General features: G+C 58.6%; 21 protein-coding genes. 14 read left to right on the top strand and 7 right to left on the bottom strand.

Going from position 1 to position 24,784, the window contains the following annotated elements; translation table 11 throughout:
• Positions 1-19: 19 nt before the first annotated feature.
• From AACW87_RS04790 to AACW87_RS04805, 4 genes are all read right to left on the bottom strand, one after another.
• Positions 20-2,551, bottom strand: a complete 2,532-nt coding sequence (locus AACW87_RS04790) for an NACHT domain-containing protein (RefSeq protein ID WP_241326711.1) — start codon at positions 2,549-2,551, stop codon at positions 20-22.
• 55 nt (positions 2,552-2,606) lie between these two features.
• Entirely contained in the window at positions 2,607-2,816 is a 210-nt protein-coding gene (locus tag AACW87_RS04795) for a hypothetical protein (RefSeq protein ID WP_241326712.1), read from the bottom strand.
• On the bottom strand, positions 2,797-3,177 hold the full coding sequence (locus tag AACW87_RS04800) for a phospholipase D family protein (RefSeq protein WP_241326713.1): 381 nt from the start codon (positions 3,175-3,177) through the stop codon (positions 2,797-2,799). The genes AACW87_RS04795 and AACW87_RS04800 overlap by 20 nt, the downstream gene beginning before the upstream one ends.
• A gap of 322 nt (positions 3,178-3,499) precedes the next feature.
• Entirely contained in the window at positions 3,500-4,453 is a 954-nt protein-coding gene (locus tag AACW87_RS04805; protein ID WP_445206846.1) for a hypothetical protein, read from the bottom strand.
• Between the two features lie 338 nt (positions 4,454-4,791).
• On the opposite strand from AACW87_RS04805, the gene AACW87_RS04810 reads away from it, so the two are divergent.
• The 7 genes from AACW87_RS04810 (at position 4,792) to AACW87_RS04840 (ending at position 12,082) form a co-directional block, all read left to right on the top strand.
• Positions 4,792-6,375, top strand: coding sequence for a CHASE4 domain-containing protein (locus AACW87_RS04810; RefSeq protein WP_098983667.1), 1,584 nt, complete (start codon positions 4,792-4,794; stop codon positions 6,373-6,375).
• A 228-nt stretch (positions 6,376-6,603) separates the two neighbouring features.
• Positions 6,604-7,254 carry a DedA family protein gene (locus tag AACW87_RS04815; RefSeq protein WP_241326714.1) on the top strand — a complete coding sequence of 217 codons (651 nt, stop codon included), beginning with the start codon at positions 6,604-6,606 and terminating at the stop codon, positions 7,252-7,254.
• A 111-nt stretch (positions 7,255-7,365) separates the two neighbouring features.
• Positions 7,366-7,899, top strand: coding sequence for a spermidine N1-acetyltransferase (gene speG / locus AACW87_RS04820; protein ID WP_241280947.1), 534 nt, complete (start codon positions 7,366-7,368; stop codon positions 7,897-7,899).
• Positions 7,900-8,173: 274 nt separating this feature from the next.
• Positions 8,174-9,469: a DEAD/DEAH box helicase gene (locus tag AACW87_RS04825; protein ID WP_042866233.1), complete on the top strand. Its 1,296-nt coding sequence runs from the start codon at positions 8,174-8,176 to the stop codon at positions 9,467-9,469.
• Positions 9,470-9,606: 137 nt separating this feature from the next.
• On the top strand, positions 9,607-10,251 hold the full coding sequence (locus tag AACW87_RS04830; protein ID WP_241280946.1) for a DUF2913 family protein: 645 nt from the start codon (positions 9,607-9,609) through the stop codon (positions 10,249-10,251).
• 305 nt (positions 10,252-10,556) lie between these two features.
• Positions 10,557-11,597 (top strand): M35 family metallo-endopeptidase, encoded by a 1,041-nt coding sequence (locus AACW87_RS04835; protein WP_241280945.1) that lies wholly within the window; start codon positions 10,557-10,559, stop codon positions 11,595-11,597.
• Positions 11,598-11,647: 50 nt separating this feature from the next.
• Complete coding sequence (locus AACW87_RS04840) at positions 11,648-12,082, top strand: hypothetical protein (RefSeq protein ID WP_043139280.1); 435 nt, start codon at positions 11,648-11,650, stop codon at positions 12,080-12,082.
• Here the strand turns inward: AACW87_RS04840 and AACW87_RS04845 are convergent.
• Positions 12,060-13,064 carry a questin oxidase family protein gene (locus tag AACW87_RS04845; RefSeq protein ID WP_241280944.1) on the bottom strand — a complete coding sequence of 335 codons (1,005 nt, stop codon included), beginning with the start codon at positions 13,062-13,064 and terminating at the stop codon, positions 12,060-12,062. The two genes, AACW87_RS04840 and AACW87_RS04845, sit on opposite strands and share 23 nt — an antisense overlap.
• Positions 13,065-13,130: 66 nt before the next feature.
• Here AACW87_RS04845 and soxR point away from each other — a divergent pair, with 66 nt between their 5' ends.
• The 6 genes from soxR (at position 13,131) to AACW87_RS04875 (ending at position 17,213) form a co-directional block, all read left to right on the top strand.
• The gene (gene soxR, locus AACW87_RS04850; protein ID WP_098983670.1) at positions 13,131-13,595 is read left to right on the top strand and encodes a redox-sensitive transcriptional activator SoxR; all 465 of its coding nucleotides are present in this window, start codon (positions 13,131-13,133) and stop codon (positions 13,593-13,595) included.
• Between the two features lie 79 nt (positions 13,596-13,674).
• Entirely contained in the window at positions 13,675-14,253 is a 579-nt protein-coding gene (locus tag AACW87_RS04855) for an O-methyltransferase (RefSeq protein WP_241326715.1), read from the top strand.
• An 11-nt stretch (positions 14,254-14,264) separates the two neighbouring features.
• Positions 14,265-14,675 (top strand): nuclear transport factor 2 family protein, encoded by a 411-nt coding sequence (locus AACW87_RS04860; protein WP_103472859.1) that lies wholly within the window; start codon positions 14,265-14,267, stop codon positions 14,673-14,675.
• A gap of 291 nt (positions 14,676-14,966) precedes the next feature.
• Positions 14,967-15,740 (top strand): amino acid ABC transporter substrate-binding protein, encoded by a 774-nt coding sequence (locus AACW87_RS04865; protein ID WP_241326716.1) that lies wholly within the window; start codon positions 14,967-14,969, stop codon positions 15,738-15,740.
• A gap of 58 nt (positions 15,741-15,798) precedes the next feature.
• On the top strand, positions 15,799-16,455 hold the full coding sequence (locus AACW87_RS04870; protein WP_241326717.1) for an amino acid ABC transporter permease: 657 nt from the start codon (positions 15,799-15,801) through the stop codon (positions 16,453-16,455).
• Positions 16,452-17,213 carry an amino acid ABC transporter ATP-binding protein gene (locus tag AACW87_RS04875; protein WP_241326718.1) on the top strand — a complete coding sequence of 254 codons (762 nt, stop codon included), beginning with the start codon at positions 16,452-16,454 and terminating at the stop codon, positions 17,211-17,213. The genes AACW87_RS04870 and AACW87_RS04875 overlap by 4 nt, the downstream gene beginning before the upstream one ends.
• Positions 17,214-17,301: 88 nt before the next feature.
• Here AACW87_RS04875 and AACW87_RS04880 read toward each other — a convergent pair whose 3' ends face one another.
• Complete coding sequence (locus AACW87_RS04880; RefSeq protein WP_241326719.1) at positions 17,302-18,717, bottom strand: FAD-dependent oxidoreductase; 1,416 nt, start codon at positions 18,715-18,717, stop codon at positions 17,302-17,304.
• 12 nt (positions 18,718-18,729) lie between these two features.
• Positions 18,730-23,187 (bottom strand): glutamate synthase large subunit, encoded by a 4,458-nt coding sequence (gene gltB, locus AACW87_RS04885; protein ID WP_241326720.1) that lies wholly within the window; start codon positions 23,185-23,187, stop codon positions 18,730-18,732.
• Positions 23,188-23,787: 600 nt separating this feature from the next.
• Between gltB and AACW87_RS04890 the strand changes: the two genes are divergently transcribed.
• Positions 23,788-24,723: a TIGR01212 family radical SAM protein gene (locus AACW87_RS04890; protein WP_241326721.1), complete on the top strand. Its 936-nt coding sequence runs from the start codon at positions 23,788-23,790 to the stop codon at positions 24,721-24,723.
• The last annotated feature ends 61 nt before the right edge of the window (positions 24,724-24,784 follow it).

A 24,784-nucleotide genomic window follows, 5' to 3' on the forward strand; every position in this document is an offset into this window, starting at 1 on the left:
TGTTGTTATTCTTGAGCATCTATATATCTAGGGATTCATATATATATTGGGTTGAGTCTACGTCATTACTCATCTCATCAGAGAATGAAATTTCTAAGCGATTTAATAACTCAGCTGTTCTGTCATTTGTCATTGATGAATTATTGATCATCGACTTTAGTAATTTATAGGCTTTAAGAGTACATCCTTCACTGCATGAATAGTCTATTATCCATCCTATATCGTAAGCATGCTGTGAATATAAAATAAAGACGTCATTCCACCATGAATCTAAAAGCATATCTTTGAATTTTAGCTTGCGCATGTGAACAAGTTGCTCAGAAGCTAAAAACTCTTGGAATCTAAGATGACCAAAACTAAACCCCCCATCGTTGTTTAATAATAGTATTTCTGATGGAGATATTAGTTCTTTAACGATCTCCTCTGCATATTCAATTGAAGTTTCTTGAGATTCGGTAACTAGCTTACGATGAAAAAAAGCTATGATATTATCTTTTGATACCGAACGCTTTTTATTTTCGTGCATTTTGAAAGCCAAAAGTCTTGCTGCAGAAAGTAAGGTTTCTGGCTGGGTGGTCATTCTATTTATACCTTTAAATTTATCAAAATGGCCACTCAACAACTCAAATCTTTTCTTATATAATGATGCTTCACTCTTGGGGAGCGGGATCTTGTTTTCTTGTAAAACAGCCATGATTGTTGCTGATAATGGGTTGGTTACTATTTTATCCAATTCACTATTTTCGTTTAAATGATTAATGATTGAGACTGCTTTATCTGGTGAGTTTATGAACCATTTCTCAAAGAATGCCATTTTTTGTTCTTTATTAAATGGTAATAGTGAAATGCATGAAAAGCCAAGATCTGAAATTTCGGAAACGGTATATCGAGAAGATGTTATTATTTGGCATTTTGGGTGTTCGAGAGAGAAATCCTTTAATTTTGAAATAATCCAGCCATATTGAGATATAGCTTCATCAACACTATCCAAAATTATCTTATTTCTTTCGGTTGTTAAAATATGTTTTATCTGAGGTTCAGAGTATGTATTTAAACCTATTTTGTGGAGAAATCGTTTAATCCCTAGAATAATACTATTGCTGTCTTCTCCAATAGATAGTTCAGCAAGTTCATTTAGTGTCATGTATATGACGAGACCATCACTGGAGTGATTGTTGTATAGTTTTTTTGCATGGTATTGTAGATTTGTTGTTTTACCAGACCCAGCTTCACCTAAAACAACAATATTGATACCAGTGTCAAATGCATCGCTAATTGAAATGTTTAAAGTTGGGATTGGGGTTTCTTCATGGGAAAAAAATTTATTATATATGTCTAATATAATGTGACACTGCTCTATTTTTGATGAAAGGCTTAAGTAGTCCTTAATGTTAGCAGCGTTGATGCTAGTGTAGAGTTTCATTTTTTCTAGAATAGCATCTAGAGAACTAATTACCTTAACGCTATTTAATCTAATTTTGAAAGTTGATGGAATACTACTCTTCAACCCTCTTTTTATTGAATTCTCTTTAATTAACGAGTCTTTCTTATCTATCAAAGCATCTATAGATAATACTTCTCTTATAAAGAGATTTTTGTTTTCCATTATACTTAATTGTGTGAAGCCATGCTTGATGAAATTAAGGAATTCAATGCTGCCTGCAGTAGGATATATGTTAAAAAATGAACTGTTAGATACGACGTGATTTATTTCTATATCAATTTTTTTAATTTCATTAGCTATCTTTATTATTGAGTTTTCAAGTTCTAGATTGGAATCATAATTTTTCTCCAAATGCAAGAAGTCGATATCGTTGAATAAGCCTACATCTAAAACCTCACGTACTTTATAATGATTTTCTCTAATGATAGGGTATTCAACTAACTTTATATCAATATCGTTAGCGTAATGTTTGAACGTCTTAATAAAACCTGGTTTATTATTGTTTTTATTTCCTGCAACTAGGCTTGTTTCACAGTAAATGTCACAAAGCTGTCTTGTGTTGTGAAGGTTTAAAGCCTTCATTAATATCTTATTGGATAATTCTGAATTTATTACGTCACCGATGTATGTTGTATCACCCACAATTTCTCTCGCTAATGTAGGCATGTGCTTTGATAATAGAGATATGAGTTCATTTCCATCGATTATTTTGACACCATCCTTTATTATTTGTTGGTAAGCGCCTTGATGTGAATCGTAAGCTTTATCTGATATAGGATAAGGCGTAATAAATATTCTTTTTTTAAATAATGTTTTTTCTCCAGAGCTCGGATCAACAACCCCCTCATGTTTCATTTGAGATAGTTGATTAAGAAGTTGTTGAAAACTCTCAATAGATGAGTTTGGCGTTAATTTTTGTTTTTTTACTTGAATGCCAATATATTCGTTGTCACCTAGCTCGTCCTTTTTATAGATAATTATATCTCTACCTTTTTCAATACCTCCACCAGAAAACTCTACACGCGTGGAATAAATTTTTTGAAATAACGGTACAATTACCTTTTTACTAAGTTCGTTCTCTGCCATGGAGATTATTTTATCAATCATAAAGCTCTCTCTATTACTTATCTTGATAATAATGTGTATTTTACTACAGTTATTATCATAAGGCCGTGGCGCTTGGGATATCCGGGGCGACCCCAAAATAAGTTCCCTTTGGTATCACCTCGTTTGCTTGTTCGCAGCAGACAGTTGTGGTTGCTTCGCGTTCGTCACTGTCATTGGCAATCCTTTCCAACGTGATGCGTACCTCTTCACTGACCCTGATGATCCGCTGCGCTTCGTCGTAGGCATCACGATAGATGCTCGCCATCTTCTGAACGCTGGGTCAATACCCCCATCTCGTTGTTGTTCACCTGGCTGAATTCGTAGAGGTTCAGGCTGGTGACAATGCACATCTCTTCATTGAGATAGCATTTGGCATGTAGGTTCTTACAAAAGCTGGTGCGTATATAAGTGAGTTCCTTGAGCCAGCTGATCTCTTCCGGTTGCAGTTCGCTTTTGCCATAGACAATCCGCACATCGATCTTGAGGCGGTTCTTGTCGGTGAGCAGCTCCTTGATCCTGTCATTAAGCTTGAGAAAGGGGCTGATGAGGATCAGCCGTTCCTTGGCATCCTTTATCAGTTCTTCAAGAAAATAGTTGGTCGCACTGGTATTCAAAAACTTGGCCATAGCAAAAATCTCCATTCCTCTTGCGCACCTGAGTTTTGCGATGCCATTAACCGGATTGCAGGGCGAACTGGATTGGACATATGACAGGCTCCATATGAACAGTTCGGGGCCGAAAAAAGCTACTGTAGCGATTTAATCAGGACAAATGTGTGACCGTCTCCACTAACTGTGTGACTCATCAGTGTTTTTTAGCCGGTGGTGGCGCTGGCAGCTAGAGGGCGGTGGCTGGGGGTTAGGCGTTGCTGTCGGAGGGTCTTATGAGAAGAGAAGGCAAGAGGAATCCCGCAACAGAGGTTGGGCGGCTCTGTTCCGTGGGCGGAGCTTAGAAACTCATCGCCAGCCCGACGCCGTAGCCGCTGGTGTTGTGGCTGAACATATAGCGGGCCACCAGCCGGGTGCGGGTCACTATGATGTCGTACTTGCTGCTGTCGAGCTCGATCCCGAGCCCCAGCGAGTTGAGGGAGTTGAAACCGAGCAGGCCTCGTTGCTCGCCGAGGTATTCGGTGCGAGCCCCTTCCATCACGTAGCGCAGCGGCCGACTCAGCAGCGTGAGATCGCCGATGGGGGCACGGCGGCGCAGATAGAGGCCGAGGTTCTCCGCATTGGCCTGGCCGGTCACGCTGGCCGAGGTGCCGCCAAAGCTCTGCAGATGCTGGTAGGAGTAGCGCAGCTCGGCGTCTATATCCTGAGTCGGGGAGAAGAGTTCATAGTCGAGCATCAGGGCGCCGCCCAGGCCGTAGACATCGAGCCTGCCGCCATCGAGAAAGTCGAGGTTCTTGCCGGTGTACTGGCCCAGCAGCCAGTTGCCGATGCGCAGATCGCTGGCCACTGTGCCCAAGGTGACGTTGCCGAGGGGACGCAGCACCCAGTTGCCGCCGTGTCTGTCCCGGTGCAGTCCTATGTCCCAGCCAATCCCGCCGGTGGCCGTCAGACTGTTCCATTTGGTGGGAATGGTGCGGGTCTCGCTGCCGTTGCTCACCACGAACTGGGGATCGTAGCGGCTAAAGCCCAGGGTCCCCTCCAGATAGATGGGCACACTCTCGCTCATGGTGGCGCCGCCGCCGACCTGGGTCATGTTGAGCGCCGCCGCCTGGTTGGTGCCGCTGCCGATATTGATGTTGCTGGCGGTGATGTCGGGCACGACTGTGAAGGTCATCAGCGACACCACAGCGTTGGCGCGCTGCTGTACCAGCGAGTCGTCGTCGGCCATGGCATTGGTGCCGAGCAGCAGGCTGATCAGCAGGGGCAGGCTGGTGTGAGAGGTGTATGAGGGCATGCCGGGTTCCCGTGAAGCCTCGTTGGCTGAGGCACGATTACACTGTAGCGATTTTTTATCGGCTTGGCAGCCCGGATAATGAGCCGGATGGCACTCTTCTGGCGTACGCGATCCCCAGATCTGGGGCCGGCTTGCTGGCGATGCAACGGGCGGGGGCTGGCGGCGTTCTCTGCGCCTCTCCTGGTTGTGCCGCTTGTGTGCTCGCGGGGCGCGAGTGGATGCCACCGCTTGTCGATGCGGGCCACGGACGGCCGGGTCAGGTTTTTCGCACTGCGTCCGGGCGGATAATAAAAATCCATTAAACTCAATGGGTCACTTGTTCGGGAGTGTGAGTGGAGATGAAGATCAGCCGCAAGATTACGCTGACCATAGTGCTGACGCTGCTGCTGTTGCAGGGGGTTGGCTACGTCGGCCTGCATTATGTGGTGAGCAACAAGTTTGGCGAGCTGGAGCGCATGAGCGTGGAGCGCAACCGCGAGCGGGTCAGGGCCGTGGTGCAGGCCGAGCTGGGCCAGCTGACCATGCTGGGGCAGGATTGGTCCGAATGGGACGAGACCTATGCCTTCATGGCTCGTCGGGATCAGGCCTACCTGGATGCCAACTTCAACGTGCGCACCTTCGAGACCCTGGGGATCGATCTGCTGGCGCTCTACGACAGGGAGAAGCAGCCGCAGGTGGCCTTTGCCTACCAGGCCGGCAAGCTGGTCTCGCAAACGCCGGCCCAGCTGGGGGCCTTGACCGATTACCTGATGCGCTACGGCACCCTCAAGCCCAACGCCGGCATCTGGTTCGACGGCGAGCGCTATTACTTGATGGCCGCCACCCAGATCCTGAGCAGCGAGGGGGAGGGGCCGAGTCGCGGCACCCTGTTGCTGTTCAAGGCTTTTACCCCGAAATTCATCCGCCAGCTGCAAAAACGCACCGCCCTGTCGCTCACCTTCCTGAGCCCGGATCAGCTCGCCGCCAGCCTGGGGGCGCCGACCCTGACCCGACTCATGGCCAGCGACAGCCTGATCCTGCCGCAAGAGGATCGTCTGCTCACCCTGGCCCAGATCGATACCTTGCAGGAGACGTCACCCCTCATCTTTCGCTTCACCCTGCCACGGGATCTGATGCTGGAGGGCAAGGCCATCGAGCAGCGCATCTTCTGGTTGCTGAGTCTGGGCACCCTGCTGTTTGCCGCCCTGGTGTTGCTGATCCTCAACGGCTACATAGCCGCCCGCCTGCAGCGGCTGAGTGCCAATCTGCGTCTCATCGCTGACGATGGCGCCGTGCGTCGGCTGCTGGTGGAGGGCAAGGACGAGATCTCCCAGGTCGCCATCGACTGCAATCGCATGCTCGATCATCTGGACAGCCTGCGTCAGCAGCAGGCCGACAGCGGGACCCGGCAACAGTTGCAGCACGGGGCCCTGATCCACCTGGCCAAGAGCGATCTGCTGACCGGCGAGGATCCGGGGCAGGCCGCCCGTCATATCAACGAGGCGGTGTGCGCTGGCACCGGGGCCGCCCGCGCCAGCGTCTGGTTCTGCGCCGAGGACAAGCAATCCATGTTCTGCCAGGATCTCTTCTTCCTGCCCAAGCGCCATCATCAGCAGGGTTTTCACCTGCCATATGCCTTGATCCAGGGCCGCTACGAGGTCTCCAAGCCCGAGCATGCCCCCTGCCTCATCATCCGCGAGCGCTATGATCTGTCACGGTTTGGCGCCATGCTGGCCCAGCTCGGGCTCGATGCCCTCTCGGGCGCGATACTGATGGCACCCCTCAAGCAGGGGGATGAGCTGCTCGGTTTCATCATCGCCGAACGAGCCAGTCTGAAGGAGGAGTGGCACCCGGACGAGACGGCCTTCGTGCTCTCGGTATGCGATCTCTCCGCCCAGACCCTGCTCACCCTCACCAAATTGCAGCAACTCAAGCGCAACTGAGGGCCGCCTCGCCAGGTGCCCTCCCTTGCGCTCAAGGCGTAACTTTCGTCGCGCCAGAGCGATTATCTCCACTATCCGTGACCTGCATTAATTTCTTGTTCACTTGGCAGGGTGTATAACGGGCCTCCCTCATGGAGAGAAGGGGCATGGCGACAGGGAGGGTCTGCCGCACCGGTGGCCCTCGGGTCACCCACTATGGATGCTCACTATGTTGATGGGAGTCACCAGATGCAGGAGATGCTGCTTGCCATATGGCAACAGGACTTTAACCAATTGATCCAGATGCAGGCGGTGGGCCTGCTCGTCACCTGTCTGGTGGTGATCCTTTTTCTCGAATCGAGCTTCGTCTTTTTGCCCCTGCCCGGTGACAGTCTGGTGCTGCTGGCCGGTGGCCTGGTGGGAATGGGGGTGCTAGGCCCCGAAGTCACACTGATTTACATGCCGCTTGCTGCCGGGCTTGGCAGCCTGATCGCCTATCTGCAGGGCCATGCGCTGCACGGCACCGCCTTCATGGGCCATGTGGAGCGGATGATCCCGGACGGCAGCCTGCCACGGGCCTCGCGTCTGCTGCACAGCTACGGCTTCTGGGCCATGTTCTCCTCCCGCTTCGTGCCCTTCGTCAGGGTACTGACGCCCATGCTGATGGGGGTCTCGCGCCTGCATCTGCCGCGGGTGATGATGGCAAGCTTTGCCAGCGCCTTCCTCTGGGCCCTGCTGCTGAGTCTGGTGGGCAAGTTCGTGATGGCGGCCCCCGTGTTTGCCCAGTATCACGAGCTGATGACCAAGTGTCTGCTGGTGACCTCCCTCGGCCTGTTCGTCATCGCCATGGCGGCCATCGCCATCCGGCTGCTCAAGCGCCCGACCAACCGCATCCGCTGATCGGCTGCAGGCGGTCATCGCCCCGCGTATTTCTTGTGAATATACACCTGACCCAGGCGCGACCCCGAGCGGGCCGCCAGGGTCGCCCCTCAACCTTCAAGCAGGTACCTTATGTCATGTCATGACACCCTGAGCCTTCGTCCCCTCGAGCGAGAGGATCTGAAATTTGTGCATCAGCTCAACAACAACGCCAGCATAATGCGCTACTGGTTCGAGGAGCCTTACGAGGCTTACATGGAGCTGGCCCAGCTCTATGACAAGCACATCCACGATCAGCACGAGCGCCGCTTCATCCTGGAGGTGGCCGGCACCCAGGTCGGGCTGGTGGAGCTGGTGGACATTCGCAGCATTCATCGCCGCGCCGAATTCCAGATCATCATAGCCCCCGCCTATCAGGGGTTGGGGTATGCCAGGACGGCGACCCTGAAGGGGATGAAGTACGCCTTCAACGTGCTGAACCTGCACAAGTTGTACCTCATCGTCGATCGGGACAACGCCAAGGCGATCCATGTCTATCAGGGGTTGGGGTTCGAGCCGGAGGGGGAGCTGAAAGAGGAGTTCTTCATCGATGGCAAATATCGCACCGCCATTCGCATGTGCCTGTTTCAGCGTGATTTCAAGGCAGATGATGTAAACCGGAACTAAGGTTGCCTGACGCCTGAGTGCCCAGGGGGGAGGGCGGCGCCGGCCTGTGTCAGCCTGGCCTCTCCCCCGGTCGGCGCGTTTTGGCCGCAGGATAAAAACTCAGGTCATTTGAGGCAGAATTTGTGATGCCTATCTGTTACACTTCGCGCCCGCCATTTTCCGGCTCACTTTCTGACTTGATGTCGGACGCAGCCACCGGTGGTATCAACCTCCGCCTCGCCTACGCCGAGCCGCAAGCCAAATACAGCCCAGCTGGAACACAGGAACCCAATTTATGAGATTTGAATCGTTCGATTTTGCCCCCGAGATTTTGCGTGCCGTCTCAGATTGCGGTTATCAGGAGATGACCCCTGTGCAGCGCCAGGCGATCCCGACCATACGTCGCGGTCTCGATGTGCTGGCCAGTGCCCAGACCGGGACCGGCAAGACTGCCGCCTTCGCCCTGCCGATACTGCAGCGCCTGGTGGACAAGCCGGCCGAGCTGCAACCGTCCAACGCCCGTGTGCTGATCCTGACCCCGACCCGCGAGCTGGCGGCCCAGGTGGCGAGCAACATCAATGACTTCGCCAAGTACCTGGATGTTACCGTGCTGACGCTCGTTGGCGGCGGCAAGCAGGATGTGCAGGCCAAGAAGCTGAAAGCGGGTGCTCACATCATAGTGGCGACCCCGGGTCGTCTGCTGGAGCACCTGACCGCCTGCAACCTCAGCCTCTCCGGTGTCGAGTGTCTGGTGCTGGACGAAGCGGATCGCATCCTCGACATGGGCTTTAGCGCCGATGTGCAGCAGATCCTGCAAGCGGTCAACAAGGAGCGCCAGAACCTGCTGTTCTCCGCCACTTTCTCCGACGGGGTGAAGAAGCTGGCCAACGTCATGCTGGACAAGCCGCAGATCATCAGCGTCAACAAGCAGAACTCCACCGCCGATACCGTCACCCACACCGTCTATCCGGTGGAGCAGAAGCGCAAGCGCGAGCTGCTCTCCGAGCTCATCGGCAAGCAGAACTGGCCGCAGGTGCTGGTGTTTGCCAGTACCCGTGAAAGCTGTGACGAGCTGGTAGCCGAGCTGAACCTGGATGGCATCAAGTCCGCCGTGGTGCATGGCGACAAGGCCCAGGGCAGCCGTCGCCGCGCCCTGCGCGAATTCACCGAAGGCAAGGTGCGGGTGCTGGTCGCCACCGAAGTGGCCGCCCGTGGTCTGGACATCCCGGATCTGCAGTACGTGGTCAACTATGATCTGCCGTTCTTGGCCGAAGACTACGTGCACCGCATCGGTCGTACCGGCCGCGCCGGCAAGAGCGGCATGGCCATCTCCTTCGTCAGCCGCGAGGAAGAGCGCACCCTGCTCGAGATCGAGGCGCTGATCGGCCAGAAGATCCGCCGCGTCATGGTGCCGGGCTACCAGGTGGGCAACCGTGACGAGCTGATCAAGCAGTTGCAGGAGCGTCGTCGCTTCGGCAAGCGTCCCCAGCGCGATGACAACGCCGCCGCCCAGGCCATGGCCGAGGCCAAGCTGCAAGGCCAGCGTCTCAAGCGTCTGGCGGCAATGAAGAAGCCGCGTCAGCCGAAGTAAGCGCGCCCAACCCCGCCCCGGCCTTCCCCTTGTCAGGGCAGGCCGGGAGGGGGGATTTAGTACATAAAGGCGCCAGTGGCGCCTTTATGCTGTTGATGACCCGGCCTCTGGCCCGCCCGTCTCTCTGAGGACTCGTGATGACACCTCCCAACTACAATCAGGCCCTGCTCGACATGGCCACCCAGAGCCTTGCCGAGCTGGCGCGTACCGCCGAGCAGAAGACGGGCAAGCGCACCCCGGCCCAGGAGAGCCATTTTCTCTGTACCTGGATGGCGGACTCCCTCAAGGAGAAGCGCTTCTCCCGGCTGGTGATGGAGGATCTGAAAGGCTGGATCCAGCAGGGCCGCACCCTGGGAGCCGGCGCCGACCTCAAGGGCTTGCTGGAGCGCATCGCCTTCCAGTACGCCCGCGTGCAGGCCGACTCCCAGCAGCTCGGCACCAGGCTGGCCGCCATGCTGGCCGAGCTGGAAAGCGCGGGTTGGTTAGTGTTTACCGACAGCGAGGTGAGCGCCAAGCTGCGCCTGCAGGGGCAGGGCCAATCCAGCCTGGTGATCTCCAGCCGCGAATACGGCGAGCACCTGGTCCAGGGGGAGCTTGTCAAGCCGCTGACCCTCTATGCGCGCTGTGACGAAACCCAGCTGGCCGAGGCGGCCTTTCGCCATGGTCTGCTGCTGAGCCAGGGCAACAAGAAGACCACGCTGGTCAAACACCACAAGGCGTATTGTCTGGTGCCGGCCAACCTGCAGCCCGCGCTGGCGCTGCTGGCCGAGGCGAAAGCCTGACGGCGAGCCTTTTCCTCTGTCCTTCCCAAACCCCGGCCTGGCGCCGGGGTTTTTTATGCGCGGCGAGCGGCGATGGGAACGCCGGGGAGGCGAGGAGAGCCAGGGGCAAGTGGGATGGCGAGCCCCGTTTTTGTCGCGGATGGTTTGTCGCATAGAGCTATTTCCTCCTCTTTCCCCCTCTGATGGGGGGCGTCCCCCATATGGTGGGATGGTGGCGGAAAATTTCTGCTCTAGGGTGGGTTGGCCCCAAAGAGGGCCTTAAGGAAGCAAACCGCCTGATGGCGATACTCAATGAATGAGGAAACATGATGAAAGCGACTCCCATTGCCCTGCTGCTGGCCGGTGTGCTGGCCTCTCCGCTCTGCGCCGCAGGGCTCGATGCCCAACTTACCCTGGTGGATGGCAGCACAGACGATGTGCGCGTCAACCTGACGCTGACCAACACGGGCGACAAGCCGATCCGCCTGCTCAAGTGGCAACTGCCGGGCAGCGAAGATGCCCCCCTGTTCCTGGTGGAACGGGATGGTCAGCCGGTCAGCTACGAGGGGGCCCTGATCAAGCGGGCGGCGCCGACCGACAAGGACTTCCAGCTGCTCAAGGCCGGCCAGAGCCTGACGGTGCAGGCGGAGGTGTCGGGTCTCTATGACATGAGCGCCCAGGGTCAATACAGCATCCGTTATCAGCTGCCGACCCTGCCGCAGGAGGCGAAGGCCGCCAAGGCCAAACAGGCCCAGGCGAGCGAGTCCAACGCCATCACCCTGTGGGTGGAGGGGGTGAACGATGAGCGAGTTCAGGCCAAGGTGGCCGCCGCCGACCCTCAGGCCGTCACCGCCTCGGTCAGCTTCAGCGGCCGCTGCAGCAACACCCAGAAGAGCGATATTCTGGCCGCGCTCGATGCCGCCAGCGGCATCAGCAACAACTCCAGCAGCTATCTGGCGGTGGACAAGCCCGATGGCCAGCGTTATCGCAGCTGGTTTGGCGCCTATGACGCCTCCCGCTGGGATCAGGCCGAGGGGCACTTCAGCAAGATCAAGGATGCCATCGACAACAAGCCGCTCACCTTCGACTGCGGCTGCAAGCAGAGCTACTTTGCCTACGTCTACCCGGATCAGCCCTACAAGGTCTATCTGTGCAAGAGCTTCTGGACCGCGCCCGTCACCGGGACCGACTCCCGTGCCGGCACCATAGTCCATGAGCTGAGCCACTTCACCGTGGTGGCAGGCACCGATGATCTGGGTTACGGTCAGGCCAATGCCCGCAATCTGGCGAAGACGGAGCCGGTCAAGGCGCTCAACAACGCCGACAACCATGAATACTTCGCCGAAAATACCCCGAGCGAAAATTGATCCGCTGACAGGGGCCGCCAGGCCCCTTTTTTGATGTTGAAGGAGGCGCCATGATGACACTCTTGCTCACGACCCTCGCACTCGCCCCCCTGCAGTGCGAGCTGTCGGTCAAGGCACAAAGCCGGGTGGACGAGCCCTTGCCCCTGGTGATGACCTTGACCAACAAGGGGGAGGGGCCGCTCGAGGTGCTGAGCTGGTTCACCCCGTTCGAGGGCTGGTTTGCCGATGCCATCGAACTCACCCTGGATAACCAGCCGCTGGCCTACAAGGGGCCGCTCGCCAAGCGTGGTGCTCCCGCGGCCGAGGATTTCTTCATACTGGGACCGGGCCAGCAGAGCCAGGCGGATGCGGATCTGACCCAGGTCTACGATTTGTCGCGCCCAGGCCTCTATCACCTCAGTTATCGCGCCCAGCCCTTGACCCTGACCCAGGGGGTTGCCCCGCGTTGCCCCGCCATCAGCTTCAATCGCCTGGCTGCGCCCTAGGCGGGCTGACTCGCGCCTTGCCGCTGCTCGCATCCAGCAGCCCTACAGCGCGCGCCGCCACCGCCAGATAACGAGGCGATGCGTCCCGCTCCCGCCAGCAGCAGTGCACCAGCTTGATCACATGATCGTCCAGGCTGGCCAGCGCCAGTGGCAACACCCTCTGCCAATCCAGCCCTGTGGCGTCCGGCCAGCGCTGGGAACGCAACGCGGGCGCCCCGACCGTGATATAAGCCGCCGCCACCGCCTGCCACATCAGGGTTTGCCACGGCGCTTGCCACTCGCCGGGCAACTGCTGCGCGACCAAGGCGGCGGCTCGGCTGCCGGTCACCATGTGCAACACGGTGAAATTGCCGGTCTGCCAATAGAGCTGCAGGGCGATCTCGGCCAGCTGGGTGAATACTGCCGATGACTCGGCGAGTGAGCATGGCAGTGTGCCCGGCCAGCGCGGCGCCTCTGCCACCTGCTGCAATCGCTCCGTGATCCACTCGCCCTGCCAGCTCGCACCCTCCCACTGTGCGGAAAGCCCGGCCAGCAGGCTGGCGACATCCCGGCTGGGGGCGGCCTCTCCGGCAGGCAGTATCAGGGGGCGGCACTGCCAGGCGGCCAGCGCCGCGGCCTGCTCCCCCAGATGGCCATTTTCCAGGGCGCAGGCGAAGCGGATCAGGGGGTGAAAGGCCCCTCCCGCCGGTGAGAGTCGGCGTGCCAGCAGTGTCTCAAAGGTGGGCTGCCAGCCTTGGGTAGCGAGCCGGTTTGCCAGCTGCTGACGCAGCCGAACGAAGCTGATTTCATCCTCCCCCTGACTTGGTTCCCCGCTCGGCAGCGCATGGGTTGCCTGCCAGTGATCGAAGAAATGCTGCAGCTGGCGGGGGCTGGCTCCCATCTCGTGCAGGGCATGCAGCGCCATCGGGCAGTGGTTGGTGGTGCCCCGGCCATTGAGGGCAAAAGCACGGTTGGCATCGAGCAGGCGATGAAGATGATGCATAATCGTTTGACTCCTTTCATTAAGGGAGACAGGATTGTGCAAGTTAAAGCTAACTTGAGGTCAAGGATGGATACGGATCGCAAGTGGTTAGCCATAGGCCAGATAGCCAGGCGCTCCGGCGTCAACGCCAGTGCCTTGCGTTTTTACGAGCAGAAGGGGCTGCTTCGCAGCGTGCGCAGCCATGGAGGTCAGCGCCTCTATCCGCAGGATGCGCTGCGCCGGATCGCCTTCATCCGGGTGGCGCAGGGGATGGGGTTGAGCCTTGGCGACATTGCCGATGCCCTCGCCGGTTTGCCCGATGGCCGCACACCGGATCGTCGCGACTGGGAGCAGATTGCCAGCCAGTGGCAGGGGCTGCTCGATCAGCGCATCGAGGCTCTGCTGCAGCTCAAGGGCAAGCTCACCTCCTGCATCGGCTGCGGTTGCCTGTCGCTCGAGCACTGCGCCCTTTACAACCCGGATGATCAGGCTGCAAGACAGGGCGCCGGCCCCCGCTATCTGCTGGGGGATGCGCCGCCGTCCGACGAGTGATCAGCAACATGATGAACATGAGTGTCGACCCAGCCATGCCATGCACAGGGCCGACTCGTTTAACCTTCAAGGAGGAGACATGGCACTGGAACAGCTTAAACGGGAATTGGAGCAGTTTGGCGAATACAACGACAGCCAGCAGCAGACCCGTGGCAGCAAGATGCTCAACATCACCCGCGATACCGGCGAGCTGCTGGCGGTGCTGGTGCAGACCAGGGGGGCAGACGCCGTGCTGGAGATAGGCACCTCCAACGGTTACTCCACCCTCTGGCTGGCCGAGGCGGTACGCAGGCTAGATGGCCGGGTCACCACCATAGAACTGGATGAGGGCAAACGGGTTATGGCCGCGGCCAACTTCCAGCGCGCCGGCCTAGGCCCCTGGATCAGCCAGCTGGCGGGCGAGGCGGGGGCCCTGCTGGCCGAGCTGCCGACGGAAGGTTATCAGCTGATCTTCCTGGATTCAGATCGTCAGCACTATCGGACCTGGTGGCCGCAGATCCGGCGCCTGCTGGCCCCTCGCGGCCTGCTGGTGGTGGACAACGCCATCTCCCATCGGGACGAGATGGTCGAGTGGATGAGTGAGGTGCAGCGCGATCCGGCCTTCCAGAGCACGCTGGTGCCGGTGGGCAAGGGGGAGTGGCTGGTGGTGCGTCTGTAGGGAGAGTGAGCATGGAATTCAAGACCATGGAACCAAGAGCTGTGGTAGAGGCCTATTGGCAGGCCATGCAGAGCAACGATTTTGCCAAGGCGGCCAGGTGGCTGTGCGAGGATTATGTCTGTGACTGGCCGCAGTCGGGCGAGCGGATCGCGGGGCGCTGCAACTTCATCGAGATCAACCGCCGCTATCCGGCTGCGGGCCCCTGGAATTTTGAGGTGGTCCGGCTGCTGGAGCAGGGGCGGGAGGTGGTGACAGAGGTGTTGATCACCGATGGCCAGGTGCAGGCCCGCGCCATCACCTTTCACACTGTGCGCGGGGACGCCATCCTGCACCAGACCGAGTTCTGGCCCGATCTCTACGAGGCCCCCCACTGGCGTCGACCCTGGGTGACCCCGATCCCCCGGGAGTCGCAACTCGCCTGATCCCGGCCCCCAGGGTGAGCCATGTCACCCTGGGGGAATGCTTATGTTGTTTACCTTATCCTCGTTATCCATTATTTCGCTAAATATCCCCACATTTCATTGTTTGGCAATGGAATGGCCCGCGTTATGTTTTGTCCATGCCGATAGTCAGCCGGATTAATCTGTGATGTTGCAGCGAATGATATCAATCGGCCCGCTACGAATTCAGGTTCGGAAAATAATAATTGCATGGCGCCAATACATTTTATTTGGCAAGCGTTCTGGGTATTTATAAATATAACGAGGTGATTCATGAAAAAAATACGTTCCCTGTTTTTGCTGGCGGCGCTTCCGCTGGCTCTGATGACATCGGCCGAGGCCCAATCCAGCCTCGCCGCCATTCAGAGTGCCGGGGTGATCAAGATAGGCACTGAAGGGGCCTATCCCCCGTTTACCTACCACGACAAGAGCGGCAAGCTGGTGGGTTTTGACGTTGAGATTGGCGAGCTGATCGCTCGCGGTCTCGGGGTGAAACCCGAGTTCGTCGAAGGCAAGTGGGATGGGCTCATCGCCGGGGTGGATGCCAAGCGCTACGATCTGGTGCTCAACGAAGTGGCCATCACCCCTGAGCGGCTGAAGAAGTACGACTTTTCAGACCCCTACATCACCTCCAAGGCGGTGGTGGTTGTACACAGCGACAACGGCACCATCAAGAGCTTCGCGGATCTGAAGGGCAAGAAGTCCTCTCAGTCCCTGACCAGCAACTTTGCCCAGCTGGCCAAAAAATCGGGGGCCGAGGTGGTGGCCACCGAGGGCTTCAACCAGTCCCTTGAGCTGGTGCTGACCGGGCGGGTGGATGCCACCATCAACGACAGCCTCTCCTACCTGGACTTCAAGAAGCAGAAGCCGGATGCCAAGTTGAAGGTGGCGGCGACCGAGCCGAAGGGGGATCAATCGGCCGCCCTGCTCGCCAAGGGACAACCGGAATTGCTAGCCGCCATCAATCAGACGCTGCGCACCGCCAAGCAAGACGGTGCCTATCAGAAGATATCGCTGAAATATTTTGGCACTGACGTCTCGAATTAATAATTCGGCCGAATAATAACAATAAAGGGGAATTAACGTGCCAGCCTGGTTGCAGTTAATGATCGACTCTTTTTGGCCCCTGCTCAGTGCGGGGCTTATTTTTACGGTGCCCTTGACCCTGATCACCTTCGTGCTCGGCATATTGCTCGGTTTTCTGGTGGCGCTGGCGCGATTGTATGGCCCGGCACCGCTGGTGGCACTGGTTCGCTTATATGTCTGGCTTATTCGGGGCACGCCGCTGCTGGTGCAGCTCTTTCTCATCTTCTACGGCTTGCCGAGCGCAGGCATAGTGCTGGATGCCTTTACCGCCGCCGTCATCGGTTTCACCCTCAACATCGGCGCCTACAGCTCGGAGATCATCCGCGCCACCCTGGCGGCGATCCCGAAAGGGCAGTGGGAGGCGGCCTATTCCATCGGCATGAACTGGCCCCAGGTGATGTGGCGGGTGATCCTGCCACAGGCGGCGCGTATCGCTGTGCCACCTCTCTCCAACACCTTCATCTCCCTGGTCAAGGACTCCTCGCTGGCGGCGGCGGTGACCGTGCCGGAGCTGTTTCAGGCGGCCCAGCGACTCGCTTCCGTCACCTATGAGCCGCTCATCCTCTACATAGAGACGGCCATCATCTACCTGATGTTCAGCTCTGTGCTCTCCGCCCTGCAAGACAGGCTGGAGCGCAAGTTGACCCACAAAGAGACCCGGGAGCTTGTCCTATGATCCGGTTGAGCGGCATCGAGAAGCAGTTTGGTGCTCAGAAGGTGCTGAAGGGAGTGGATCTGGCCATGGCGGCGGGCAGCGTCACCGCCCTGATCGGCCCCTCCGGCAGCGGCAAGAGCACCTTGTTGCGCTGTGTGAACCTGCAGGAGAGGCCGGATGCGGGGCTGCTGGTGCTGGGGGGGAGCGAGCTCGATTTCTCGCGCCACCTGTCGCGCCAGAGCGTGCTGAGCCTGCGCCAGCAAACCGGCATGGTGTTCCAGAACTTCCAGTTGTTTCCGCACATGACGGTGCTGGAGAATGTGATCGAAGGCCTGGTGACAGTGCTGAAGTGGCCAAAAGAGAAGGCACTAGCCCGTGGCTTGGCGCTGCTCGACAAGGTGGGGCTCACCCACAAGGCCGAGGCAATCCCCGCGACCCTCTCCGGCGGTCAGCAGCAGCGGGTCGCCATCGCCAGGGCCCTGGCGCCGGCCCCCAAGGTATTGTTGTGCGACGAGCCGACCTCGGCGCTGGATCCCGAGCTCGCCCTCGAGGTGGTGGCCGTGCTGCGCCAGCTGGCGCGGGAAGGCACCACCATGCTGATCGCCACCCACGACTTGCGGCTGGCGTCCCAGATAGCGCAACAGGTGATCTTTCTGGAATCCGGCGAGGTGGTGGAGGCGGGCAGCGCGCGCCAGATGTTCACCGCACCCAAGCGGGCGCGCACCTTCGAGTACATCTCCACTCTGACCGAACGGTTGCCGGAGAGCTGGAGCATCTAGCGGCGCTAACCTAGGTGACTGTCACATAAAGAAACAGCCCCGCAGATGCGGGGCTGTTTGCTTGGCGAGAGCTGCGTCGAGCGGCAGATCAGACGGCTAGGTAGTCCATGATCCCTTCGGCGGCCTTGCGGCCCTCGTAGATGGCGGTCACCACCAGATCCGAGCCACGCACGGCGTCGCCACCGGCGAACACCTTGGGGTTGCTGGTCTGGAAGGCATGTACGGCCTGCTCGGGGGCCTTGATCCTATCCCGGCTGTCGAGCTCGATGCCGTACTCCGCCATCCAGGGCTGGGGGTTGGGCTGGAAGCCGAACGCCATCACCACGGCATCGGCGGCCAGCACCTGCTCGGAGCCTTCGATCACCACAGGATTGCGGCGGCCGTTGGCATCGGGCGCACTGAGCTCGGTGCTCACCACCTTGATGCCGCAGGTACGGCCATGGGCATCGAGTTCGACGCCGACCGGCTGCAGGTTGAACATGAATTCCACCCCTTCCTCCTGGGCGTTCTTCACCTCCCGCTTGGAGCCCGGCATGTTCTCGGCATCGCGACGGTAGGCGCAGATCACCTTGTCGGCGCCCTGACGGATGGCGGTACGGACGCAGTCCATGGCGGTATCGCCGCCGCCGAGCACCACCACCTGCTTGCCGGCGAAGTCGATGTAATCGGCCTGCGCCTTCTCAAAGCCCAGCAGCCGGTTGGCGTTGGAGATGAGGTAGGGCAGGGCGTCGTACACCCCGGGGGCCGTCTCGTTGTCGAAGCCGCCCTTCATGTACTTGTAGGTGCCGACCCCGAGGAAGACGGCATCGAACTCGCCGAGCAGGTCGGCGAAGGTGACATCCTTGCCCACTTCGGTCTCGAGGCGGAACTCGATCCCCATGCCCTCGAAGATCTCGCGCCGACGCTGCATCACCTCTTTTTCCAGCTTGAAGGAGGGAATGCCGAAGGTGAGCAGGCCACCGATCTCTGGATACTTGTCAAACACCACGGCGCTGACACCGCTGCGCGCCAGCACGTCGGCGCAGGCGAGCCCGGCCGGGCCCGCACCTATGACGGCGACCCGTTTGTCTGTCTTGATCACCTTGGAGAGATCCGGGCGCCAGCCCATCTCGAACGCCTTGTCGGTGATGTATTTCTCTATGTTGCCTATGGTGACGGCGCCGAAGCGATCATTCAGGGTGCAGGCACCCTCGCACAGTCTGTCTTGCGGGCAGACCCGGCCGCACACTTCCGGCAGGCTGTTGGTCTGGTGGGAGAGCTCCACCGCCTCCAGGATGCGCCCCTCGTTGGCCAGTTTCAGCCAGTTGGGGATGTAGTTGTGCACCGGGCACTTCCACTCGCAATAGGGGTTGCCGCAGTCGAGGCAGCGATCCGCCTGCATGCCGACCTGGGCCTGGTTGAAGGGCTCGTAGATCTCCACAAACTGGATCTTGCGGATCTTGAGCGGCTTCTTGGGCGGGTCGACCCGCTGGACATCGATAAACTGGAATACGTTCTGGCTCATAGGGTTCCCTCCTTATTGCGCCTGGATTCTGAGTTCTGCACTGGAACGGCTGGTGTGGCCAAGCAGGGACTTGACGTCGCTGGACTTGGGTTTGATCAGCCTGAACTTGGGCACATAGGCGTCGAAATGGGCCAGGATCTCCTCGGCGCGCGAGCTGCCGGTCTCATTGAGGTGCGCCGTTATGATACCGCGCAGGTGCTCCTGATGGATGGCGAGATCCGCCACGTCCAGCAGTTCTACCAGCTCGGGGTTGGTGCGCTTGGCAAAGTTGCCGCACTCATCCAGCACGTAGGCGAAGCCGCCCGTCATGCCTGCCGCGAAGTTGACGCCCGTGGTGCCGAGTATGGTGACGATACCGCCTGTCATGTATTCACAGCCGTTGTCGCCAATCCCCTCGACCACCGCCAGGGCGCCGGAGTTGCGCACCGCGAAGCGCTCGCCCGCCGTGCCTGCCGCGTAGAGCTTGCCGCCGGTGGCGCCATAGAGGCAGGTGTTGCCTATGATGGCCGCCTCGTGGGATTTGAACGCCACGCCGACGTGGGGTTTGACCACCAGCTTGCCGCCTGTCATGCCCTTGCCCACGTAGTCGTTGGCGTCACCCGTGAGTATCATCTCGAGGCCACCCGCATTCCAGACACCGAAGCTCTGGCCTGCGGTGCCGTTGAAGTGAACCTTCACCGGATCGGCCGCCATGCCCTGGTTGCCGTGGCGTTTGACTATCTCGCCGGAGAGACGGGCACCCACGGAGCGATCCGTGTTGCGGATGTCATAGCGGAATTCGCCGCCAGACTTGTGCTCGACCGCCTCCAGCAGGTCTTCCACCATCTTGAGGTTGAGCGGACCCTTGTCGAAGGTCGGGTTGTGCTGCTGGCTGAACAGGCTGGAGCCTGCCGGTGCCACCGGGCTCGCCAAGAGGCCGGACAAGTCCAGCTTGGCCTGACGAGCGGTGAGGCCGGGCAGGGCCTCAAGCAAATCGGTGCGACCGATCAGATCCGTCAGCTGGGTCACCCCGAGCTCGGCCATCAGCTCGCGTGTCTCCTCGGCGATGAACTGGAAGTAGTTCATCACCATCTCCGGCAGGCCGGTGAAGTGCTCGCGGCGCAGCTTCTCATCCTGAGTGGCGACGCCGGTGGCGCAGTTGTTCAGGTGACAGATGCGCAGGTATTTGCAACCGAGCGCCACCATGGGGCCTGTGCCGAAGCCGAAGCTCTCGGCGCCGAGGATGGCCGCCTTGATGATGTCCAGACCCGTTTTGAGGCCGCCATCCACCTGCAACCGCACCTTGTGGCGCAGGCCGTTGGCTACCAGCGCCTGCTGGGTCTCGGCCAGGCCCAGCTCCCAGGGGGAGCCGGCATATTTGACCGAACTCAGCGGGCTGGCGCCTGTGCCGCCGTCATAACCCGAGACTGTGATGAAGTCGGCATAGGCCTTGGCCACGCCGCAGGCGATGGTGCCGACGCCGGGCTCGGAGACCAGTTTGACCGACACCAGGCAGTCCGGGTTGATCTGCTTGATGTCGAAGATGAGCTGGGCCAGGTCCTCGATGGAGTAGATGTCGTGGTGCGGCGGTGGCGAGATCAGGGTCACGCCGGGCACGGAATAACGCAGTTTGGCTATCTGGGCCGTGACCTTGTCACCGGGCAGCTGGCCGCCCTCACCGGGCTTGGCGCCCTGAGCCACCTTGATCTGCACCACGTCGGCGTTCATCAGGTAGTGGGGGGTGACGCCGAAGCGCCCCGAGGCCACCTGCTTGATGCGCGAATTCTTCTCGGTACCGAAACGCTTGGGATCTTCGCCACCCTCGCCCGAGTTGCTCTTGCCGCCGAGCCGGTTCATGGCCACCGCCAGCGCTTCGTGGGCCTCAGGGCCCAGCGCGCCTATGGACATGGCGGCGGAGTCGAAGCGGGGGAACAGCTTGGCCGCAGGCTCGACTTGCTCCAGCGCCACCGGGTTGTCGACCTTCTTCAGGGCGAGCAGATCGCGCAGGGTGGAGACAGGGCGCTCGTTCACCAGACGGGCATATTCCTTGTAATCTGCGTAGTCGCCGGAGCGCACCGCGGTTTGCAGGGTCTGCACCACGTCCGGGTTGTAGGTGTGGTACTCGCCACCGTGGACAAACTTGAGCAGGCCGCCCTGGGTGAGGGTCTTGCGCGCCAACCAGGCCTGGCGGGCCAGATTGAGCTGATCCTGCTGGATGTCGGCAAAATCGGCGCCCTGGATGCGGCTGGAGACGCCGCGGAAGCACATGGCGACCACGGCGCTGGAGAGGCCCACGGCTTCGAACAGCTGGGAGCAGCGGTAGCTGGCGACCGTGCTGATGCCCATCTTGGACATCACCTTGTAGAGCCCCTTGTTGATGCCATTGCGGTAGTTGAGCATGGCCTGGCGCAGGCTCATCTTGAGCACGCCTTCCTCGACCTGTTTGGCCAGGGTTTCATAGGCCAGATAGGGGTAGATGGCGGTGGCGCCAAAGCCCAGCAGCACGGAGAAGTGGTGCGGATCGCGCACACTCGCGGTCTCCACCAAAATGTTGGCGTCGCAGCGCAGGTTGTTGTCCACCAGGGTGCGTTGCACTGCGCCCACCGCCATGGCGGCCGGAATGGGCAGGGTATCGGCGCTGACGTCCCGATCCGACAGGATCAGCAGCACGGTACCGCCGCGCGCCTTGTCGGCGGCGTCCTTGCACAGCCGCTCCAGCGCCGCCTGCAGCCCCTCTTCGGGCTGGTAGTTCAGGCTCAGCACCGCATGACGATAGTGTTCCCCTTCCAGCGCCAGCAGCTGGTGGAAGTCGGAGTAGAGCAGGATAGGCGACTGGAACAGCACCCGGTGGGCGTGGCCGAAGGTCTCGTTGAAGACGTTTTGCTCGCGGCCGATACAGGTGGCCAGCGACATCACGTGGTTTTCCCGCAGCGGATCTATGGGCGGGTTGGTCACCTGGGCGAACATCTGGCGGAAGTAGTCATACAGGGTGCGCTGGCTGGAGGAGAGCACCGCCATCGGGGTGTCATCCCCCATGGAGCCCACTGCCTCCTGGCCGTTCTCGCCGAGCACGCGGATGATCTGGTCCAGCTCCTCGTAGGAGTAGCCAAACAGCTTCTGATAAGTCTTGAGCTGGTCGTCCGAGAACTCGCGGGCACCTGTGCTGGCGTCATCCATCAGCTCGAACGGCACCAGCCGTTTGCAATGCTTGTCCATCCACTGCTTGTAGGTGTGACGGCTCTTGAGATCGTCATCGATCTCGAAGCTGGTCCACACCTTGCCGTTGCGGGTATCCACCACGAACAGCTCGCCCGGGCCGACCCGGCCCTTCTCCAGCACCTCGTCCGGGGTGTAGTCCCAGGTGCCGACCTCAGACGCGAGCGTGATGAACTTGTCCTTGGTGATGACATAGCGTGCCGGGCGCAGGCCGTTGCGGTCCAGCGCGCAGGTGGCGTAACGGCCATCTGTCATGACGATACCGGCCGGGCCATCCCAGGGCTCCATGTGCATGGAGTTGAAGTCATAGAAGGCGCGCAGGTCGTCATCCATGTTCGGGTGTTTTTGCCATGCCGGCGGGATCAGCAGGCGCATGGCGCGGAACAGGTCCATGCCACCGGCCAGGAAGAGATCCAGCATGTTGTCCAGGCTGGAGGAATCCGACCCCGTGGTGTTGACGAAGGGGGCGGCCTCTTGCAGATCCGGGATGAGCGGGGTGGCGAACTTGTAGCTGCGCGCCTTGGCCCACTGGCGGTTGCCGGCTATGGTGTTGATTTCGCCGTTGTGGGCCAGGTAGCGGAACGGCTGCGCCAACGGCCAGCGCGGGCTGGTGTTGGTGGAGAAGCGCTGGTGGAACACGCAGATGGCGGCCTGCATGCGGATGTCGGCGAGATCCAGATAGAAGCGCGGCAAGTCCACCGGCATGCACAGTCCTTTGTAGACTGTGACCAGATTGGAGAGGCTGACGACGTAGAAGTAGTCGTCGCTGATGCGCTTCTCGATGCGGCGACGCACTATATAGAGGCGGCGCTCGAGATCCTTGTCGACCCAGCCGGGTGGCGCGTTGACAAAGACCTGTTCGATGCTGGGCAGGGAGGCTTTGGCGATGGGACCGAGCACATTGGTATCGATGGGCACCTTGCGCCAACCGACCAGACTCAAGGTCTCTCTTTCCAGCTCCTCGTCTATGATGTCGCGGGTCTGCTGGGCCAACAGGGGGTCCGGATTCAGGAACAGCATGCCGACCGCATAGTTGCGGCCCAGGTGCCATCCTTTCTCTTCGGCGATCGCGCGATAGAAGCTGTCCGGTTTTTGCAGCAGCAGACCGCAGCCATCGCCGGTCTTGCCGTCGGCGGAGATGCCGCCGCGGTGCTGCATGCGAGCCAATGCTGACATCGCGAGACGGACAAGCTTGTGGCTGGCTTCACCTTCCATGTGGGCCAACAGGCCGAAGCCACAGTTATCCCTCTCCAGCTTTGGATCATATAGTGACATTGCATTTCTCCCTTGCTCGGCCTTGCATCGCAAACTGCATAAATTGCGATTGGCTCTTGTGGTTCCGTCCGCCTGACGTGGCGAATCTCCAAACTAATGGGATTTTTCGGCAAGGTCAATTGGACATCCCGGCTGTTTTCATTATTACAAAGTCATAACAAAATGTCGGGGTGCGGGTGTATATGGGGCTTGAATTGGCTATTGCTCTGGCTGTTTTTATTTTTGCAGGATTTAATACTGATATCCTGGGTTTTGTTGGTTGACTCAGTGGGGACGGTGATTTGTAGTAATTTTACCAATCAATCCGGCCAGTAAGAGGTGGCGATCACAATTACACACCCTATGTCTTGCATTTGTCGCCAATGGGGCTATGAGGAAAATTTCATTGCTCAACAGGTGGTTAGCTAGCCGTTATTCGGTTGTGGCCTGGGCGTTGTTTTTAGCTGACGGGTTTCGAAAGCGTCAATAACTACCCACTTGCAGATATTTATCCAAATATTGATGAATATTTATATGTTTTCTGACCCTCACCTCCCTTGATCCAGCTCAGCGCCCTGTTTGTGCAAGCTCGTACAATGTCGCTCCTTTAGCGGAGGTGTCATGCAGTTACACGAACTCGTCAATACATTCGGTCAGGATCTCAAGCAACGCCACGGCCAGAAGATCCACAAACTCTCCATTCACGGCGCTTTCACCTGCCCCAATAGGGACGGCACCCTGGGCCGCGGTGGCTGCACCTTCTGCAATGTCTCCTCTTTTGCCGACGAATCGGCTCAGCAGCTCTCCGTGGTGCAACAACTGCTGGCGCGCCGGGATGAAGTGACCCGTGCCAAGCGCTACCTCGCCTACTTTCAGGCTTACACCAGCACCTATGCCGAGGTGGAATATCTGCAGCGCATGTATGAAGAGGCGCTGTCGGTCAGCGACATGGTGGGTTTGTGTGTCGGCACTCGCCCCGATTGCGTGCCGGATGCTGTGCTGGACTTGCTGGCCGGCTATCAGGCCCGTGGCTATGAGGTATGGCTGGAGCTGGGGCTGCAGAGCGCCAATGACAAGACGCTGCAGCGTATCAACCGCGGGCACGGCTACGCGGCCTATGCCGATGCGGTCGAGCGGGCCCATCGGCGTGGCATCAAGGTCTGCGCCCACCTGATCGTCGGCCTGCCCGGTGAAGTGCCCATGGACAGCCTGAATACGTTGCACCGCATAGTGGAGACGGGCGTGGAGGGGATCAAGCTGCACCCGCTGCACGTGGTGGAGGGGAGCACCCTCGGCAAGGCCTGGCAGGCGGGTCGGCTGGAGGTGCTGACCCTGGAACAATACGTGGAGGCGGCGGTGGCCATGATCCAGCACACGCCTCCCGAGGTGGTCTATCATCGCATCTCAGCCTCGGCTCGCCGTCCGACCCTGTTGGCGCCGGTCTGGTGCGAGAATCGCTGGACAGCCATGGCCGATATTGCTAGTGAACTGGCTCGCTCCGGCGCTCAGGGACACAGCCTGGGGCGACCTTTATCCCTCGCAGAATGTATTGAGTGAACAATCAAATTTCGTCAAAAAAACAGAGGGTTATTAGATGAAATTCAGTCTTTGCAGTATA

It is taken from the genome of Aeromonas sp. MR7 (assembly GCF_963899385.1).
GTDB lineage: Bacteria > Pseudomonadota > Gammaproteobacteria > Enterobacterales > Aeromonadaceae > Aeromonas > Aeromonas bestiarum.